At 45.0% G+C, this 16666-nt stretch carries 15 protein-coding genes; 7 read left to right on the top strand and 8 right to left on the bottom strand.

Going from position 1 to position 16666, the window contains the following annotated elements:
- Positions 1-145 precede the first annotated feature (145 nt).
- Complete coding sequence (locus ACVBJC_RS00075; protein WP_447159117.1) at positions 146-682, top strand: TonB-dependent receptor; 537 nt, start codon at positions 146-148, stop codon at positions 680-682.
- Between the two features lie 405 nt (positions 683-1087).
- Here the strand turns inward: ACVBJC_RS00075 and ACVBJC_RS00070 are convergent, their stop codons facing one another.
- The gene (locus ACVBJC_RS00070; protein WP_447159118.1) at positions 1088-1330 is read right to left on the bottom strand and encodes a hypothetical protein; all 243 of its coding nucleotides are present in this window, start codon (positions 1328-1330) and stop codon (positions 1088-1090) included.
- A gap of 354 nt (positions 1331-1684) precedes the next feature.
- Between ACVBJC_RS00070 and ACVBJC_RS00065 the strand changes: the two genes are divergently transcribed.
- A complete protein-coding gene (locus ACVBJC_RS00065) occupies positions 1685-2407 on the top strand; it encodes a DUF3157 family protein (RefSeq protein WP_447159119.1) in 723 nt (240 codons plus the stop codon).
- Positions 2408-2962: 555 nt separating this feature from the next.
- Here the strand turns inward: ACVBJC_RS00065 and hutH are convergent.
- The 3 genes from hutH to hutC form a co-directional block, all read right to left on the bottom strand.
- Positions 2963-4495: a histidine ammonia-lyase gene (hutH, locus tag ACVBJC_RS00060; RefSeq protein WP_447159120.1), complete on the bottom strand. Its 1533-nt coding sequence runs from the start codon at positions 4493-4495 to the stop codon at positions 2963-2965.
- A 40-nt stretch (positions 4496-4535) separates the two neighbouring features.
- Positions 4536-6200: a urocanate hydratase gene (hutU, locus tag ACVBJC_RS00055; protein WP_447159121.1), complete on the bottom strand. Its 1665-nt coding sequence runs from the start codon at positions 6198-6200 to the stop codon at positions 4536-4538.
- Positions 6201-6379: 179 nt separating this feature from the next.
- Positions 6380-7084, bottom strand: coding sequence for a histidine utilization repressor (gene hutC, locus ACVBJC_RS00050; protein ID WP_447159122.1), 705 nt, complete (start codon positions 7082-7084; stop codon positions 6380-6382).
- Positions 7085-7260: 176 nt separating this feature from the next.
- On the opposite strand from hutC, the gene hutI reads away from it, so the two are divergent.
- Together hutI and ACVBJC_RS00040 are read left to right on the top strand one after the other, a co-directional pair.
- Positions 7261-8505, top strand: a complete 1245-nt coding sequence (hutI, locus tag ACVBJC_RS00045) for an imidazolonepropionase (RefSeq protein ID WP_447159123.1) — start codon at positions 7261-7263, stop codon at positions 8503-8505.
- Between the two features lie 979 nt (positions 8506-9484).
- Positions 9485-10534 carry a murein transglycosylase domain-containing protein gene (locus tag ACVBJC_RS00040; protein ID WP_447159124.1) on the top strand — a complete coding sequence of 350 codons (1050 nt, stop codon included), beginning with the start codon at positions 9485-9487 and terminating at the stop codon, positions 10532-10534.
- 96 nt (positions 10535-10630) lie between these two features.
- Here ACVBJC_RS00040 and ACVBJC_RS00035 read toward each other — a convergent pair whose 3' ends face one another.
- Entirely contained in the window at positions 10631-11779 is a 1149-nt protein-coding gene (locus ACVBJC_RS00035) for an alpha/beta hydrolase-fold protein (RefSeq protein WP_447159125.1), read from the bottom strand.
- A 406-nt stretch (positions 11780-12185) separates the two neighbouring features.
- Between ACVBJC_RS00035 and mtnC the strand changes: the two genes are divergently transcribed.
- The gene (gene mtnC, locus ACVBJC_RS00030; RefSeq protein WP_447159126.1) at positions 12186-12866 is read left to right on the top strand and encodes an acireductone synthase; all 681 of its coding nucleotides are present in this window, start codon (positions 12186-12188) and stop codon (positions 12864-12866) included.
- 54 nt (positions 12867-12920) lie between these two features.
- Here mtnC and ACVBJC_RS00025 read toward each other — a convergent pair whose 3' ends face one another.
- The gene (locus ACVBJC_RS00025; RefSeq protein WP_447169946.1) at positions 12921-13850 is read right to left on the bottom strand and encodes a hypothetical protein; all 930 of its coding nucleotides are present in this window, start codon (positions 13848-13850) and stop codon (positions 12921-12923) included.
- Positions 13851-14186: 336 nt separating this feature from the next.
- Positions 14187-14936 (bottom strand): DUF4344 domain-containing metallopeptidase, encoded by a 750-nt coding sequence (locus tag ACVBJC_RS00020; RefSeq protein ID WP_447159128.1) that lies wholly within the window; start codon positions 14934-14936, stop codon positions 14187-14189.
- Between the two features lie 120 nt (positions 14937-15056).
- Here ACVBJC_RS00020 and ACVBJC_RS00015 point away from each other — a divergent pair, with 120 nt between their 5' ends.
- Positions 15057-15488, top strand: a complete 432-nt coding sequence (locus ACVBJC_RS00015) for an acyl-CoA thioesterase (RefSeq protein WP_447159129.1) — start codon at positions 15057-15059, stop codon at positions 15486-15488.
- Between the two features lie 94 nt (positions 15489-15582).
- Positions 15583-15855, top strand: a complete 273-nt coding sequence (locus ACVBJC_RS00010) for a GNAT family N-acetyltransferase (RefSeq protein ID WP_447159130.1) — start codon at positions 15583-15585, stop codon at positions 15853-15855.
- Positions 15856-15904: 49 nt separating this feature from the next.
- Here ACVBJC_RS00010 and ACVBJC_RS00005 read toward each other — a convergent pair whose 3' ends face one another.
- On the bottom strand, positions 15905-16348 hold the full coding sequence (locus ACVBJC_RS00005; RefSeq protein WP_447170474.1) for an acyl-CoA thioesterase: 444 nt from the start codon (positions 16346-16348) through the stop codon (positions 15905-15907).
- Positions 16349-16666 lie beyond the last annotated feature (318 nt).

Genomic DNA, 16666 nt, shown 5'->3' with positions numbered 1-16666 from the left:
AACAAAGCCCAACATCAGTATCGAGCTAGTTCAACACTATTGTTACAAACCGCTATTATTTCGGCTATTTTAGCACTGTTGGTTGACTGTAAACAAAAGATTGAGAACAATCCATCATCCTATGTCAGACGTTTAAGAGATAAGCATGATTAGATTATTAGTAGCCAGCTTAGTCGCTTTATTTAGCCTTAACGCTATGGCAAATGATTACAGCCAAGACGACACGTTCAAACCAGCCCCCGTAATGGCTATAACTGTAGACTATATTCCCGCCGCAGAAGCTATGTACGGTATCACCGTTGCGCCTCACCATTATGACCGTGACTATGCCGACTGGGGCTATTACATAGGTTATGCCCAGAGTAAAAAAGAAGATGTTTACGTCGAGCCGCCGGGTGAAGCCTACACTCGTGACACCCTCTGGCGCTTTGGCCTCAGTTATTCACTCACCAGTGATCTCAGCCTCTATGGCGGTGCCGCGGCCTATACAACAGAGTATTCTTCAACCACCAATATCGTCCCTTATATTGTCGGTACTGAGCCCGTCTGGGAAACAGATAAAAATACCACATGGGGAGCAGAAGTCGGCCTGCGTTACGTTATAGGTAAACGCCTTATACTAGGTGCTGGCTATAACTCGGCAACAGAGTCCGCAGTCTTTAGCATCGGTTACTCTATGTAAGAGCTAGCTACTATGTATGACTTAGAAACTATGTATGACTTAGAGATGATGTATAAATTAGAAACTATGTATGAATTAGAGATGATGTATAAATCATAAACTATGTATAAATTAGAGATGATGTATAAATCAGAAACTATGTATAAATTAGAGATGATGTATAAATTAGAAACTATGTATGAATTAGAGATGATGTATAAATCAGAAACTATGTATAAATTAGAGATGATGTATAAATTAGAGACGATGTATGAATTAGAGATGATGTATAAATTAGAGACGATGTATAAATTAGAGACGATGTATAAATTAGAGACGATGTAAAACATAATGCTCAAACATCGTCAAAGCATCATTTTCTCAGTTTAAGTTATTCCCAACGGACTAGAGTTACTTACCCCTAATTCAATTTAACATATTGAAACTTCTGCAAAATAAAATCGCACCTTTAACTTGATATTCCCCAGCTTTAAAAGACGTAAAAGGTGTATTACCGGAAAAATGATGCTGTTTAAAAAACACATTATCGACATGAACACATGACTCTGTATAGTCCGCCGTTTTTACAGCACCCATCCCCATATTTATAACGACAAAAACGAATCCCAGCGCAACAATAGCAATGATACAAACATTCAATATTTTCATGATTCCCTTCTTTATAAAGTCCCTACGATCATACTCATAATATTGTTTAATGTTATAAAGTTAACTGCTGTTTAAATTTTGCAGGGAGTGTACTGTATCGCTTATATTTCGTCCACCCGCTCAAGCAACAGTTCACCCCAAGCGATGCGTTCGAGCTTATACTTGAGTCTCATCATGAGTATAGGGTTGCAACGCAGGGATCATAAAGCCAGCATAGAGGCAGGATAGTTTTTTAGTGCGACCCTTAAGTTCTGAAACGTTTAAATCTCTACCGTTTAAATCTAACTTCATGCAGTATCAATCCTTTAGTAGTTTGTCTATGCTAAGCCAATCTCAGTTAATAGGTTAACACTCATGTATAAAACCCTGCGAATCTACGCCTCGATTGCGTTCTTAATGTTTTCTATCCCAGCTCTAGCTGAAGAAGTAACAAGAGTTACCTTAGAAAATGGCGCCACGGTTAAACTAAACGACGACTTTACTTGGGAATATGTCATTCTTGAGAGTCAAACAAAGCCTGATACCGCAGTGCCTGTCACTCTACCAGCAACTGTCGGCGCTGCAGCGATTGCAGACAGTACAGCGGTTGCAAAAAGTGCAGCAGTAGCAGGAAGCGCAACCGCAGTAGAAAATACAACTGCCACAAAGAATGCAACGCGAGCAACAACGGCAGCTGTGCCAACAACACTACCGGCTAACACAGAAACACTGACATCAAATGCTATTGCACAATCTGAACTATTAAAATCAACTGCTAAAAGCGGCGTAAAAGTCAGCTTGTTAAACAGCCAATGGGATGACGATGGCCGTCTTGGACTCACATTCGATCTGAGCAGTAACAGCCCTGAGCACTATGTAATGATTCAGTTAGAGATCAGCCTATTCGCCGATTCAGGTGCATTAATCAAAAAAGAAACCGTCAAGGTATGGCAGGCTATTTTCAGAATGCCAGATACTTATCTTCGCAAAGGACAGACTCGCGATAGCCGCGTATTCTGGGTAGAGGGCATCGACAAAGCTCAGTGGAGCAAGCAGCTGATGAGTTTAAAAATCGGTGAGATGGATTCACGCATGTAAGCAATAGCGAAATGAATACCTAAGCGCACAATCGAAGCCTGCGGTGCTCTACCAACGCAGGCTTTTTGCTTTATCCCGCCCGCCCAGCTGCGATAATACTATTCTAAGTTTTCCACAAATCTATTTACAACAACAGAAATAAAACCATTAAATAATACTATCCGCACTAACAAGTATAACAAGCACACCTAAACCAAGTTAACTTAATTCAAAATAATTATATTTTCAGGACGTTCAAAAAGTATTTATTAAACCAATAAAAACTATTTCATTAAATTTATCAAAAACACAAAAAACAAAATAAAAACACCACTCAAGCACTTACACAAGTAAGCACTCCAGTCACTAGCTAGCTACACACTCAAAATATTAGACAGCTTATTACACACTGAGATTAATCTTTAATATAAATAAAAAATAATTTTTTACTCTTTTTCGCTAGCGACAGATCTAACTTTAAAATGGCGAAAAAAACGTCTCAGCTCTACTTCACTAAGTGACAGCCAAAAAAAGGGCCCTTAGGCCCTTTTTGCAACGACTAACTGGATCTACAACCTATAGGCTTGGCAAAATACCGGCTGGCAAGTAAGCGTTATAGCTAGCGGTGATCAGTAGATCGGTGGCCGCTTCGATATCTGGGCCGAAGAAACGGTCCTTATCGTAGTAAGTCACCAGCTCACGTAACTCTGCTTTGGCTTTAGCCACGGCGAACGCTGGTTGCAGTGGACGACGGAAATCTAAACCCTGCGCAGCAGCAAGCAGTTCAACCGCCAATACACCACGAGTGTTTTCTGACATGTCGCGTAGTCGGCGCGCCGCAAAGGTTGCCATCGACACGTGATCTTCTTGGTTTGCAGAGGTTGGCAAGCTATCGACTGACGCAGGGTGCGCGTAGGTCTTGTTCTCTGATGCCAATGCAGCAGCCGTTACCTGCGCAATCATAAAGCCTGAGTTAACCCCGCCGTTTTCAACCAAAAATGGAGGCAGTTTCGACAGATTAGAGTCAATCAACAACGCGATACGGCGCTCAGCGATAGAACCAAGCTCAGCAATCGCAATCGCTAAGTTGTCCGCTGCCATAGCCACAGGCTCGGCGTGGAAGTTACCACCAGAGATAATATCGCCAGTGTCTTGGAACACCAGTGGGTTGTCGGTTACGCCGTTAGCTTCTGTGCCAAGTACATCTGCCGCGTGGCGAATTTGAGTTAAACATGCGCCAAGCACCTGTGGCTGACAACGCAGTGAGTAAGGATCTTGTACCTTTTCACAGTTAACGTGATCTAAGCTGATCTCTGACTCATCACCGAGCAGATGACGGAACACAGCCGCCGAATCAATCTGACCTTTTTGACCACGAGCAGCGTGAATACGTGCATCAAACGGGCTACGACTGCCCATTGCCGCTTCAACGCTCATGGCACCAATCACTGAGCTTGCAGCAAACAGATCTTCTGCGTTAAACAGACCTTCAAGTGCTAATGCCGTTGAAGCTTGAGTACCGTTAAGCAGTGCTAACCCTTCTTTGGCCGCCAGTTCAAGTGGTTTAAGCCCGGCGATTTCAAGACCCTGCGCGGCGCTAATTAGCTGACCTTTATAACTCACTTCGCCTTCTGCAAGCAGTGGCAAACACATGTGTGATAGCGGCGCTAAGTCACCCGATGCACCGACAGAACCTTTCTCTGGCACACAGGGATAAACTTCAGCATTCACTAGTGCGATCAGGAAGTTAATCACCTCTAAACGAATGCCAGAAAAACCACGGCTCAGTGAGTTGATCTTCAATACCATCATCAAGCGCACAGTCGCATCGCTCATGGGTTTGCCGGTACCTGCAGCGTGAGACAGCACAATAGAGCGCTGTAGCAGTTGCAGGTCGTCAGCAGCAATCTTGGTGTTTGCCAACAAGCCAAAGCCGGTGTTAATACCGTAAACTGTGCGGCCTTCATCCAATACTTGCTGTACTAGCCCTGCACTGGTGTTGATATCGGCGATAGCACTTTGTGCTAGCTCTAATGTTACCTTGCCACGACTGATCTCACGGATTTGCGATAGGGTTAACGTACCCGGAGTTAATACTAAATGACTCATGTTAATGCCTCTTATTCTTATACTGCTCGATGAGAGCGGCTTATAGCATTGGCAGGTCTAAGCCCTGCTCTTTTGCACATTTTTTAGCGATATCGTAGCCCGCATCGGCGTGACGCATCACCCCTGTTGCCGGGTCATTCCACAGTACGCGACCTAAGCGCGCCGCAGCGTCATCACTGCCATCTGCCACAATCACCACACCAGAGTGCTGGCTAAAGCCCATACCAACACCACCGCCGTGATGCAAGGATACCCAAGTGGCACCGCTTGCCGTGTTCAGTAGTGCGTTCATTAACGGCCAATCCGATACCGCATCAGAACCATCGAGCATAGATTCTGTTTCGCGGTTAGGGCTAGCAACAGAGCCGGAATCTAAATGGTCGCGACCAATCACAATTGGCGCAGAAAGCTCGCCATTTTTTACCATTTCGTTAAAGGCGAGTGCCAAACGAGCACGATCTTTTAAGCCTACCCAGCAGATGCGTGACGGCAGACCTTGGAAAGCGATACGCTCGCGCGCCATATCTAACCAGTTGTGTAGATGTGGATTATCAGGAATAAGCTCTTTTACTTTTGCGTCGGTCTTGTAGATATCCTCAGGGTCGCCAGACAGTGCCACCCAGCGGAATGGGCCAATGCCCTCACAAAATAGCGGACGTACATATGCAGGCACGAAACCGGGGAAGTCAAAAGCGTTTTCAACGCCTTCTTCAAATGCCATTTGGCGGATGTTGTTACCGTAATCGGTGGTCGCTGCGCCCGCCGCTTGTAGTGCTAGCATGGCTTTTACTTGCACTGCCATTGACTGCTTGGCCGCTTTAACCACTGCCGCTTCGTCGGTTTTACGCATTTCAATCGCTTGCTCTAGCGTCCAGCCTTGTGGCAGGTAACCATTTAGCGGATCATGCGCCGAGGTTTGGTCAGTCACTACATCAGGGGTAATACCGCGTTTAACCAGTTCGGCAAATACGTCAGCTGCGTTACCAAGCAGACCAACCGAAACGGGCTTGCCATTAGCATTAGCTTCATCAATCATCGCTAAGGCTTGATCAAGGCTAGTGGCTTTTTTGTCGACGTACTTTGTTCGTAGACGGAAATCGATGCGGGTTTCATCCACTTCACAGGTCAATACAGAGTAACCCGCCATAGTGCCCGCTAGAGGCTGCGCGCCGCCCATGCCACCTAGGCCACCGGTTAAGATCCACTTGCCTGCAGACGAACCATTAAAGTGTTGCTTAGCCATAGCAACGAACGTTTCGTATGTGCCTTGGACAATGCCTTGTGAGCCGATATAGATCCACGACCCCGCTGTCATCTGGCCATACATGGCCAGCCCTTTTTTATCTAACTCGTTAAAGTGTTCCCAGTTTGCCCAATGTGGCACTAGGTTAGAGTTAGCGATGATCACCCGTGGTGCGTTACTGTGGGTTTTGAATACGCCAACTGGCTTACCCGACTGCACCATTAAGGTTTCGTCTTCTTCAAGGCGCTGCAGTACCTCAATGATTTTGTCGTAACACTCCCAGTCACGTGCCGCACGGCCAATACCGCCATAAACCACTAAGTCTTCAGGACGCTCAGCCACATCGGGGTGCAGGTTATTCATCAACATTCGCATAGGTGCTTCAGTCAGCCAGCTCTTACAGCTGAGTGTTGTTCCTGTCGGCGCTATAATGCGGCGGCTCGGATCATGTCTCTTATCCATCGGTACTACCTCGTTCAATTTGTTTTTATGTTTTTCTTATCAGCTTATTTTTAAGCTTTATATTTACTGTCTTACTGTCAATTCCTTGGTAAATCATTAGTGAATCATTGCTAAAGCGTTTTGTTGATCGCTTTTACTTACATAGCGGCAGCCCACTGCGTCTTTACTCCCCAGCGTCTTTAACTAAAGGTCAGGTGGCCACCTAATTTAAATCGACTGCCGGGATGCACTAAGCGTGCAAAACTCACCACACCTTGGCGTGACCAAGTTCGGCGAGTAATCTGTAAACACGGCTCTGTGGCGGCAATTTGTAACAGGGCTAACTGCGCAATATCGGCCATTTTGGCCTCGATAGTGTGCTTAGCTTCGGTTAACGGTGCCACCATAGATAAATATTCATGGGGAGTTTGCAGGGTAAAATCTTGTGCTAAATACTCGGGTACCAGTTTAGGGTTAACAAAGCGCTCTTCTAGCTGCAGCGGTGTACCTTGCTCGCAGTGGACTAATACCGACTGATAAACCGCGCCGCCCTCTTCTAGCCCCAGCGCAATCGCAATCGCGCCCGTTGCCGTGGTTTGAGTCAGCAACACTTGTTGCACACTATAACCGTGACCACGGTCTTTGATCTCATCGGCAATATTGCGGATCGCCATCATCGAAGACTGGGTTTTTAGGCCTGCAACGAAAGTGCCTAAGCCTTGAGAGCGCTCTAATACGCCTGATTCGGTTAGCTCAGTAACGGCGCGACGGGCCGTCATGCGGCTGCAATTAAACAACTCGGCCAATTGATTTTCAGATGGCACACGGCTGTCTTCAGCCCATTCGCCAGACTCAATTTGCGCTAAAATATATTGCTTAATCTCTTCAAACTTTGGCGTTGCCATTAACTATCCCGTTGCTATTAAACTTGCTGCCCGCTATTTACATGCTCAAAAACTCGGCTACAATCCTAGCTTGTATATACAAGTAAATACAAGCTAGCTCACAAATTAATTTTAGTGCTGATATTTGGTGTTAGTATTCAAGTGCCACAAAAAACAACCTTAAAGAGAACTGCATCATGTCATGGGATCAAGTCTGGATAGATATCAACATCGCTACAATGTCGCCAAACATTTCAGCGCCTTACGGTGCCATTACCGATGCAGCGCTTGCTGTACAGGACGGCAAAATAGCTTGGGTTGGTAAGCGTAGCGAACTGCCTGAATTTGATGTATTCGCTACCCCAATTTACAAAGGTAAAGGTGGCTGGATCACCCCTGGATTAATCGATGCCCACACCCATTTAATATTTGCAGGCAACCGCGCTAATGAATTTGAACTACGTCTACAAGGCGCGAGTTACGAAGAGATCGCCCGCAGCGGCGGTGGCATCATTTCAACCGTCAAAGCCTGCCGCGAAGCCGATGAAGCCGAACTATTTGAGCTGGGTCGCCAGCGCCTAAACGCACTCGCTAAAGAGGGCGTGACCACAGTAGAAATCAAGTCAGGTTATGGCCTAGATATCGAAACCGAGCTTAAAATTCTACGCGTTGCCCGCGAATTAGGTAAGCATCATCATGTAGACGTTAAAACCACCTTTTTAGGCGCACACGCTATTCCACCAGAATACAAAGACGCTCCCGGTAGTACAGAAAGGAGCGATGCCTATGTGGATCTGGTGATCAACGAAATGTTACCGCGCGTGATTGCAGAAAACCTTGCCGATGCTGTCGATGTGTTTTGCGAGAATATCGCCTTCAATTTAGAACAAACCGAACGCGTACTCACCGCCGCAAAAGATGCTGGACTGGATATCAAATTGCACGCAGAGCAGCTTTCTAATATGGGCGGCTCTGCCTTAGCAGCCAAGCTTGGCGCTAAATCGGTAGATCACATCGAATATCTTGATGAAGACGGCGTAAAAGCATTAAGCGAAAGCGGTACCTGCGCCACAATTCTTCCCGGCGCATTTTACTTTTTACGTGAAACCCAACACCCGCCAATCGACTTGCTGCGCAAATACAAGGTACCTATGGTGGTCGCCAGCGACTATAACCCGGGCTCATCACCAATATGCTCAAGCTTATTGATGCTCAATATGGCCTGTACGTTACTGCGTTTAACGCCAGAGGAAGCGTTAGCAGGCATGACCTGCAACGCCGCTAAAGCATTAGGGATTGATGACCATGTGGGCGTAATAGAAATCGGCATGACTGCTGATTTCTGTATGTGGAATATCAGTACCCCAGCGGAGCTAGCGTACACCTATGGTGTGGCATCGTGTGTGGATGTGGTGAAGAATGGTCACCTCGTACACCAATGATGAGCCATGCCTGAGTTAGCTATGCCTGAGCGATGAGGCATTTTCATCGTTTTGGTGGTTTGAGTGTGCCACCATTTGGCTATGGTGGCTTCTGCCTTTTTCGGCCTGTTGGCTAAAATATTTCGAATTACCTCAGAGGTAACTGTCTGCATCTGATGCAGCTAATGACCTGCGGTCGGCGTATGTATTCCAGCCATTTTCCTGTCTGATGATACTGGCGCTCCCAATATAGTTTCTCAGTTGCTGTTCGCATCTGATGCAACTAATTGCCTGCAGCAGGCGTATGTGCAGACACTGCCATGACACGCTGTGAATCCATCCCTGGAAGCTCGGCCATGACAAACAACATCCCGGTTTAAAGGCCAGTTCGGCATCCTGCCTCTCGTTCGAGAGCTTGATAACTCCGTTATCTCTCACCAGAACATTGACGGTCACGGCCGTATCTGCACCGGATTAGAAAAGCACTATCTCTAGGTTTCTGTGTTCACAGATACAAGCTACAGAACTAAAATTAGCCACTGAATTTACAGGAAACTCCAATTCCCCATCGGAGTTGCCGAAGTGCGTTGGAATCAATCACGTGATGCCGACAGGGATGTCGGCATAGCTTTCGCGGGGCAGGATGCCCCATCGGAAGCGTTAGTGATTTATCCATAAGCATGAGGATCAACAACTTCGTCGGGGCGGCAGGGGTGATCCAAGAGGGGATTGCTGTTGATCCCCTCTTGGCCGTGTGTGAGCTGGAAGCTCACGACTTTAGTTGTTAGACGAAGTCTAACTTAGAGGTCAGGCGAAGCCTGATGCTCTATAAAATGGGCGTATAGCCCATAAATTGTTATCAAACGAAGTTTGATCGATTTAAAAAATCGAAATCCAAATGACACAAAAAACAACCAAAGTTTGAAAAATCAGACCTCAACTATGAGGGTTATAGTCAATCAATGTATAATCACCCCACAAAAACCTAACCCACTGATAAATGTCTAAATACTTATCCAAACTACTCATTGCGATCTGCTGCGTAATCGCTATCGCCATAGCGAATCACGCTAGCGCTAACAGTAGCAAATTAGACTTGAGCGACTACGATGCCGATGTCGCGGCATTGCTACAGGAGTATCAGGGGCAAGATGCTAACTCGCGGCCAATCGTACCGTCTGTTTTGGTGTTTAATGAGAGCGAACAAGCCTCAACCTACGTCGACTTTAAACGTGGTTTAATCTTGGTCGAAACCAGCAGTAAAGCGCAGCTAAAAGAAGCTGTGGTACAGGTGCTGCTGACCCAAATAGACCCTAAGGTTATCGATGCGCAAACCGCACAAGACTTTGGTTTAATCGGTAAAAAGAAAAAGCCCTTCTTTTGGGGGCAAGTACTCGACCAAGAAGGTAAAGCGATTGAGTTTCAATGGCGGGCATCGCGTTACGCCGACCACCTAGTCGCTAAAAGTAAACGGGTTAACTCGCGCTTTAGAGTCGCGATTCACATGGTGAAAGAACACACCACCATCGCCGGTAACAAGTACATCAACTATGCCCGCAGTGCGAGCCGTAAACACGGCATTAGCACAGATCTAATCATGGCAATTATTGAAACCGAAAGCTCGTTTAACCCATTGGCCCGTTCGCGCTCTAATGCACTTGGGTTAATGCAAATTAAAGCCAATACCGCTGGTCGCGACTACTTCAGCTTAATCCAGGGCTATAAACATACTCCGTCATCGGCTTACCTTTATGATCCGGCCAAAAACATTGAGGTCGGTACGGGCTATTTAAAGATACTTTCAAGCCGTTACCTTAAGGGGATTACACATCCTAAGAAACGTGAATATGCGGTGATCTCAAGCTACAACGGCGGCGCGGGTAATCTGTGGAAGAGTCTCGACTCTAGGGGCAATCGCACCAAGGCCTTGGCGCGGATTAATAAGATGACGGTCAGTGAGTTTTATTGGTTTTTAACCCACCGCCATAACCGTGAAGAGACCCGAAACTACCTGAAAAAAGTCAGTAGCAAGCAGAAAAAGTACCTTTAACTGCGCTTAAAAAACGTAAAACGCTAACCAAAAGGCTAGCGTTTAAGTTGCCATAAAGGCTCGGGGCTTAAAGGTTAGAAATTTAAGCGTTAGGAGTTAGAGCTTGCTCTGCTGCTTATACATAGCCAGCTTTTCCGAATACTTCTTTTTATAAAAAGAGTGGTTAGTTTTATCTAGCGCTAATCCTTGATATTTTATCGCTTGCTCAAAATCCCCGAGCTTTGCATAAGCGCCAGCAACAGCGTCATAGGCGGAAACCGTTTTAGGATCATCAGTGATTGCCACTTTATATACTTCAATCGCCTTAGTCGGTTCTGTTTCAAGGTAAGAATCACCCAGCTTAATCAATGAGCGAGTCGCTGGCACTTTAAAACCGTATTTTTGCTCAGATAAATATTGATAATACGCCACAATAGCTTGTGGACCTTGCTTAGAAATCTCTGAATCTGCCGTCAATACTTGATGATAGTCATCAAACAAGGCTTCAATCGCATAAGCGGCTGCCAGCACAGGCTGAGTCATATAGTAACTGCCATCAAAACGCTTAATGCGGTAATCCAAAGTATCATTGGCGTTGGCTTCAAGAATGGCTTCCATTTCTGCAAATGCAGCAAGCTGCTGTTGATCATGTTTGCTGTCATTAGTCGTCATAAACAAAAATCGAGGATTACCTTGCATATCAGCAAGCTTTTTCGGCGCATCTTTAATGACATAGGCAAAATCTTTACTTAGCACAGGGCTTGCTACAAAGTAGGCATTAAACAAGCTGGGGCGATTGATTAAGGTATATAATCCCAGCCCTGCATTACCGGTAAAGCCATTTAAAATGCGAAAACCATTAGTGCGGTATTGCTTGTCGATAGCGGGCAGTAGATTTTGTTCAAGGTAATCAAGTAACTGTTGATTACCGCGTTCTTCAATCGCTGCACTTTTTAGGTCGCCTAAGCCTTGATGGCCATCAGGCGCCGTGACGATTATCGTCTCTAACCAGGGCCAATCACCGTTATGGCTCATCCAGTCATGCATGCCCGCGAGCAAGGCTTGGCTTCGTGGATGAAAATCAACTAGCACGATATATTCTTTATCTGGTTTGGTGCCATAACTGGGCGGTAACGTCACAGTAAACTCTGCGGGTTCGATTAGCTCTGAAGTTACTGTTAATGGCTCTACCACGCTATGTGTGGCGCTTACATTAGCACTGAAGAGTGGCACGAATAAGCACGCGATAATAAATATTCTCGTCATTTTTGGTCCTTGAAATCTACCTATTTAAATCTAGCTATCTAAATCTAGCTACCTAGATCTAGCCATTTAAATTAGCGCAGTTGCCGCCAACTCGCTAACCAAGTAGTTAAGCAAATCGTTAAATAAATGACCAAGTTAACAGTAGATTACTTAATAAACAACCACGACTCAGGGTTTAAACAAAATGAACCACGAGCAATCAAACTAACTGCTGCGAGAGTTTTAATTAATAACTCAGCTTGGTTAGTCAATATTAGATATTAGTCGCCAACAATCAGAAAAAACTGTAAATTTAGTACAGAGTGAGCGCCGATTACACTAGCCAGCCGAGCTAATTCAGCTTAGGATCTGAGCACTAAATCGATCTCGACTACAAGTCATCCACATTGCGGAGTAACCAAACATTATGGGTATCAGAGCCATCGTCGTAGATACAGCCGGTACGACTACCGACCTTACCTTTATTGAGGATATACTATTTCCTTATTCAGCTAAGGCCTTACCCGCTTTTCTGGAACAGAATCAACATAATGTACTCGTAGATAACTGCATTTGCGATGTGCAAGATATCGCACTTGAGCCTGATGCAAGCCTTGCTCGCGTCACTGAAATTTTACTGCAGTGGATTGAAGAAGATCGTAAGGCTACGCCACTGAAAACTATCCAAGGTTTGATCTGGAAGCAGGGCTATGCCAATGGTGAGTTTAAAGGGCACATCTTCCCTGATTTTATCGAAGCATTAGATGGCTACAAGCAACAAGGTTTACGTGTTTACAGCTTCTCTTCTGGCTCGGTTGAAGCGCAAAAACTATTATTTAGCCACAGCGATGCGGGCGATCTAAACGATAAGTTTAACGGTCACTTCGACACACGCACAGGTAACAAGCGCTTCAAGCAAGCGTATTGCAATATCGTCAACACGATTAGCCTAAGCCCGAAGCAGATTTTGTTTGTATCTGACGTGCTTGAAGAGCTAAAAGCCGCTAGTGAAGCAGGCTTAAAAGTCGTGCAGATGGTACGCGATGATAGCCAACGCACTGGTGACTTTAGAACCATTACTAGCTTTAGCGAACTGAAAATCGACTAAACTAGAGCACATTAAAAAAGGGCCTTTATGGCCCTTTTTTGTTACTTTTTATGGTCAACTTACCACTGGAAAGGCGGGTGAAATACACTTTTTCACTTCAAACCTAAAGCCATCCAGTTGCGCCTTATCTCGATAAACCTCCATGATCTCATAATCGTTTAGCTCAACCACTCTTGAATCAACATCCTTTTGACACCTAGATTTACTGTCAGCTTCAAACTCAAATGCAAAGAGTGCAATCATCTGTCGCACAAATGCTTGGTACTCATAACGTGTCTGCAAATACTCATCTGTCATACCCTTTAGCTCTGCATCTTCGGCACTTATAGTGGTCGCAGTCGGTACCAAGCCAACAGTGATATCACGAGTAATAGTTTGTTGTAACTGCTCTGCTTCAAGCTCTGGCAATACATATAAAACAAGGTGAGCAAGCAAGCCTGTTGCCAACATTAAACGCAATAGCCAAGTGAGTTTTTGAAAATGCACATTTTGGGTCAACTTAGGCAGTTTTATGCCTAATGGCGCGAGCATTAAAGCAAGCATTAAATAGAAAGGTACCAACAACTGCGCGGCGAGAATAACCAGGGCGGTGATAAACACAAACCATACTGGGATATAAAGCAAAATCGCTAAATTGTGAGTATAAGCAACATGCGCGGCAGACACCCCAATCACATCATTGACGACTCCGCCGGCCCAACTCAAAGCAAAGTTAGCCACCACGGCATAAAACAGCAACAGCACTGCTTTACCAACTAAGCTATGCCAAATTCGCTCAAAAATAGGTAACAGCTCTATCGTTAACGCCAACACAGTTAACACAGCAACCCAACTAAATGAGTCCGCAAAAATAGCAATTAATCCCGCTAACACATATAGGTATTGCGCGAAAGTCAGTACTGATAGCTTTTGCCCTAAGCCTGAAATTCGCTTTTGGTAGAATCCCTTAACCGAAGACAATATGATTTGAAAAGCTGCGGGCATTGTTATTATTTTTGTTGCCGTCATAAAAAAACTGGCCCCATTCATTATTAATTGCACAAGAAGCGTATACCATAAACGCTTGGCAACAATTTACCAACATTTTCTATTACTATACCCAAGCCACCTGAAGATGCAGGGTTCAGTGGGAATTTAATGCGCTTTAAGCAAGGCGTTGATTGCAGTTAATGGTTGTTCCCTTAGCAAGATCAATAACGCAGCAGAAAGTGCATTAAACCCCATCGAAGAAGGCTTTGCGCAAGGCCTCTGAAATGAGCATGTTCAAGTCGTTTGGGTATATAAGTAAACACGCTTAGCATTTGCCGACTTTCAAGTGCATTATTTTGCTAAATAGCGGCTTTTTAACCTCTCCCAGTTATCACTTTGACGAGCGTACTCCTCTTCACACATCACCGCTCTGTCTATGCCTTGTTCAGAGCCTGCCAGCAGACTTGCATATTTCTCAGGATTGCTACCATAAATTAGGCATACGCTTGCATGGTATCGCTGTGCATCTAGGCTATGTTCATCACTAAAATCACCATCTGCCAGCTCATCAATGCCTTCATCTTCGAGCGCAAATAGGTCAGCTGCACTTAACGCAATTTCTGCGCCCTGTTCAAAAGCATTGATAAGTAATAATGTCGCCAAGGTATCCACCGCATCTTCTTCCCGCCCAAGTACGATTACATCATTAGCGTAAATATAGGCGTGGCCATACTCGTGACCTAATGTATGGAGCAGAGCATCTTGAGTGGCGGTTTTTGGGCTTACTCCCGTTTGCTGATATTCATCTTTGGTAAAGCGATTAAGCACCTCAGTGACGAAGTGATAAGGGATTTCTATTTGCATTGTCTCAGGGTCAAACAATGGTCCATCTTGCGAACCAAACACCACGGTTAATTTGTGCTGCATGGGTAAAGTTAAGTACAGCTGTTGCAACTGCGGCTCAATACTTTTAAGCAATCGATATCCCCTAAGCTCTTGTCGAGTTTCAGCCTCAATAAATTGATTTACTACCGCCGCCTGACTCAGTTGCCCAAAGCTGAGCAGTAACGCGATTGCTAACCATTTAGTCATTCTTTGCATATACCCCCACTTATACTAGTTAGCATTATCCATTGCCTTGTTGCCTGATAAACATGCTGTTATGCTGGTCAAAAGTTAAACGTCCGTTTAAATATTGATACGAATCAAATAGAGAGCATTATGGATAATTTTCTTAAGCAATATCCCATCAACACCCAAATTGTAGTCGCTTGGGGCGAAATGGATGCCTTGCAACACGTTAATAATGTGGTGTATTTCCGCTATTTTGAGACAGCTAGAATCGACTTTTTCAATCAAATTAACTTATTGGAAGAGTTACAAACAACAGCAGTTGGCCCTGTGATTAGCGAAAACCAAGCGCGCTATAAGCGTCCGGTCACCTTTCCTGATACCTTAACGGTTGGTGTTAGCATTAGTGATATTAAAGATGACCGATTCATGATGCACTACAGTGTATATAGCCTGAGCCAAAAAGCCGTCACCACACTTGGCTCATCGCAGGTGGTGATGTTTAACTTTAAAACAGGCCAAAAAGCCAAACTCACGCCAGAGTTAATCGATGCCTTAAAAACCTATGAACAGACAGCATAATATTTAAGTTTTCGTGTTTAAATTTTAGTGTTTAACTTTAGTATCTAGCGCTGTTACTAAAGCACGTATCAGTAAAAAATGGATGGGAGCCTTTATGAGTGAAGTCGTTCACCTAGTAGATGAAAGTCGATTCGTTATTAACCTAGACGGGGCGCAAGCCGTATTAGCTTATGAGCTGTTTGATAATAGCAGCGCTGACTCACCGGCTCGCCGCTGTAATTTCAACAACACCTACGTGCCGCCGGAGCTGCGTGGCAAAGGCTTAGCTGAAAAACTGGTGCGTAATGGCCTAAGATGGGCCAAATCGCAAGGTTTTGAAATTGAAGCGAGCTGCTGGTACGTGCAGAAGTTTTTGAGCAAAAAATAACAACGTACTCAAACTCAAGGCTCATTTTCACGAGCCCATACTCATTACACTACTCGCCTGTCAGCAACGCTAACTGCTCTCGAATATCAGCACTTAGAGGCTGGCTTTTCTCGCTCGTATAGTCGTAATGCACCATGGTCGTTTGCGCTTCCGCGGTCTTTTTGCCGTTCTGCCAACAGCTTTGGGTTAACTCAAAACTGCTATTTCCGATACGGCTCACCCAGGTTTTTACCGTTACGTCGCTGGCAAAGTAGGTTGGCGCATTAAAGCCGATGGTAAAGCCCGCGACAATCAAGTTCCACTTAGACAAGTCTTGTGTTGGGTTGAAAATTTTGAAAATAGGCTCACGCGCCGCCTCAAACCACACCGGTATAACGGTATTGTTGATATGCCCTAAGGCGTCAGTTTCACAAAATCTTGGTTGTAGTGTCAGGCTAAATGCAGTCTCTTGCACGCTGGTATTCCTTGTTGTTATTGTTATTGCTGAGATCATTATTAGAGTTTTATCGGCTCCATTCTACCGATAAATAGCAGGCTTAAAAGGGCCGCAACGCAATTGCGGTTAACTGCGCTGGAATTAAAGATTTGCAGGTGGAAATACCAATAAATGAATGCAACATTTATGGCCAGACACAAATACCAACACTATCCGTCCATGGGTGTTGGCATAAATGTTCCAGACACAAATACCAACACTATCCGTCCATGGGTGTTGGCATAAATGTTCCAGACATAAATACCAACACTATCCGTCCATGGGTGTTGGCATAAATGTTCCAGACATAAATACCAACACTATCCGTCCATGGGT

The organism is Shewanella sp. 0m-6 (genome assembly GCF_052977325.1).
The sequence above is the reverse complement of the archived record's forward strand: the minus strand, read 5'-3'. Positions and strand labels throughout refer to the sequence as shown.

Bases quoted from the DNA above. Each gene is read 5' to 3' on its own strand.
- ACVBJC_RS00020 (WP_447159128.1), bottom strand. From the start codon at position 14,936: ATGCAAAGAATGACTAAATGGTTAGCAATCGCGTTACTGCTCAGCTTT.
- ACVBJC_RS00010 (WP_447159130.1), top strand. From the start codon at position 15,583: ATGAGTGAAGTCGTTCACCTAGTAGATGAAAGTCGATTCGTTATTAAC.
- ACVBJC_RS00025 (WP_447169946.1), bottom strand. From the start codon at position 13,850: ATGCCCGCAGCTTTTCAAATCATATTGTCTTCGGTTAAGGGATTCTAC.
- ACVBJC_RS00035 (WP_447159125.1), bottom strand. From the start codon at position 11,779: ATGACGAGAATATTTATTATCGCGTGCTTATTCGTGCCACTCTTCAGT.
- ACVBJC_RS00065 (WP_447159119.1), top strand. From the start codon at position 1,685: ATGTATAAAACCCTGCGAATCTACGCCTCGATTGCGTTCTTAATGTTT.
- ACVBJC_RS00015 (WP_447159129.1), top strand. From the start codon at position 15,057: ATGGATAATTTTCTTAAGCAATATCCCATCAACACCCAAATTGTAGTC.
- hutU (WP_447159121.1), bottom strand. From the start codon at position 6,200: ATGGATAAGAGACATGATCCGAGCCGCCGCATTATAGCGCCGACAGGA.
- ACVBJC_RS00075 (WP_447159117.1), top strand. From the start codon at position 146: ATGATTAGATTATTAGTAGCCAGCTTAGTCGCTTTATTTAGCCTTAAC.
- hutH (WP_447159120.1), bottom strand. From the start codon at position 4,495: ATGAGTCATTTAGTATTAACTCCGGGTACGTTAACCCTATCGCAAATC.
- ACVBJC_RS00070 (WP_447159118.1), bottom strand. From the start codon at position 1,330: ATGAAAATATTGAATGTTTGTATCATTGCTATTGTTGCGCTGGGATTC.
- mtnC (WP_447159126.1), top strand. From the start codon at position 12,186: ATGGGTATCAGAGCCATCGTCGTAGATACAGCCGGTACGACTACCGAC.
- hutI (WP_447159123.1), top strand. From the start codon at position 7,261: ATGTCATGGGATCAAGTCTGGATAGATATCAACATCGCTACAATGTCG.
- ACVBJC_RS00005 (WP_447170474.1), bottom strand. From the start codon at position 16,348: ATGATCTCAGCAATAACAATAACAACAAGGAATACCAGCGTGCAAGAG.
- hutC (WP_447159122.1), bottom strand. From the start codon at position 7,084: ATGGCAACGCCAAAGTTTGAAGAGATTAAGCAATATATTTTAGCGCAA.
- ACVBJC_RS00040 (WP_447159124.1), top strand. From the start codon at position 9,485: ATGTCTAAATACTTATCCAAACTACTCATTGCGATCTGCTGCGTAATC.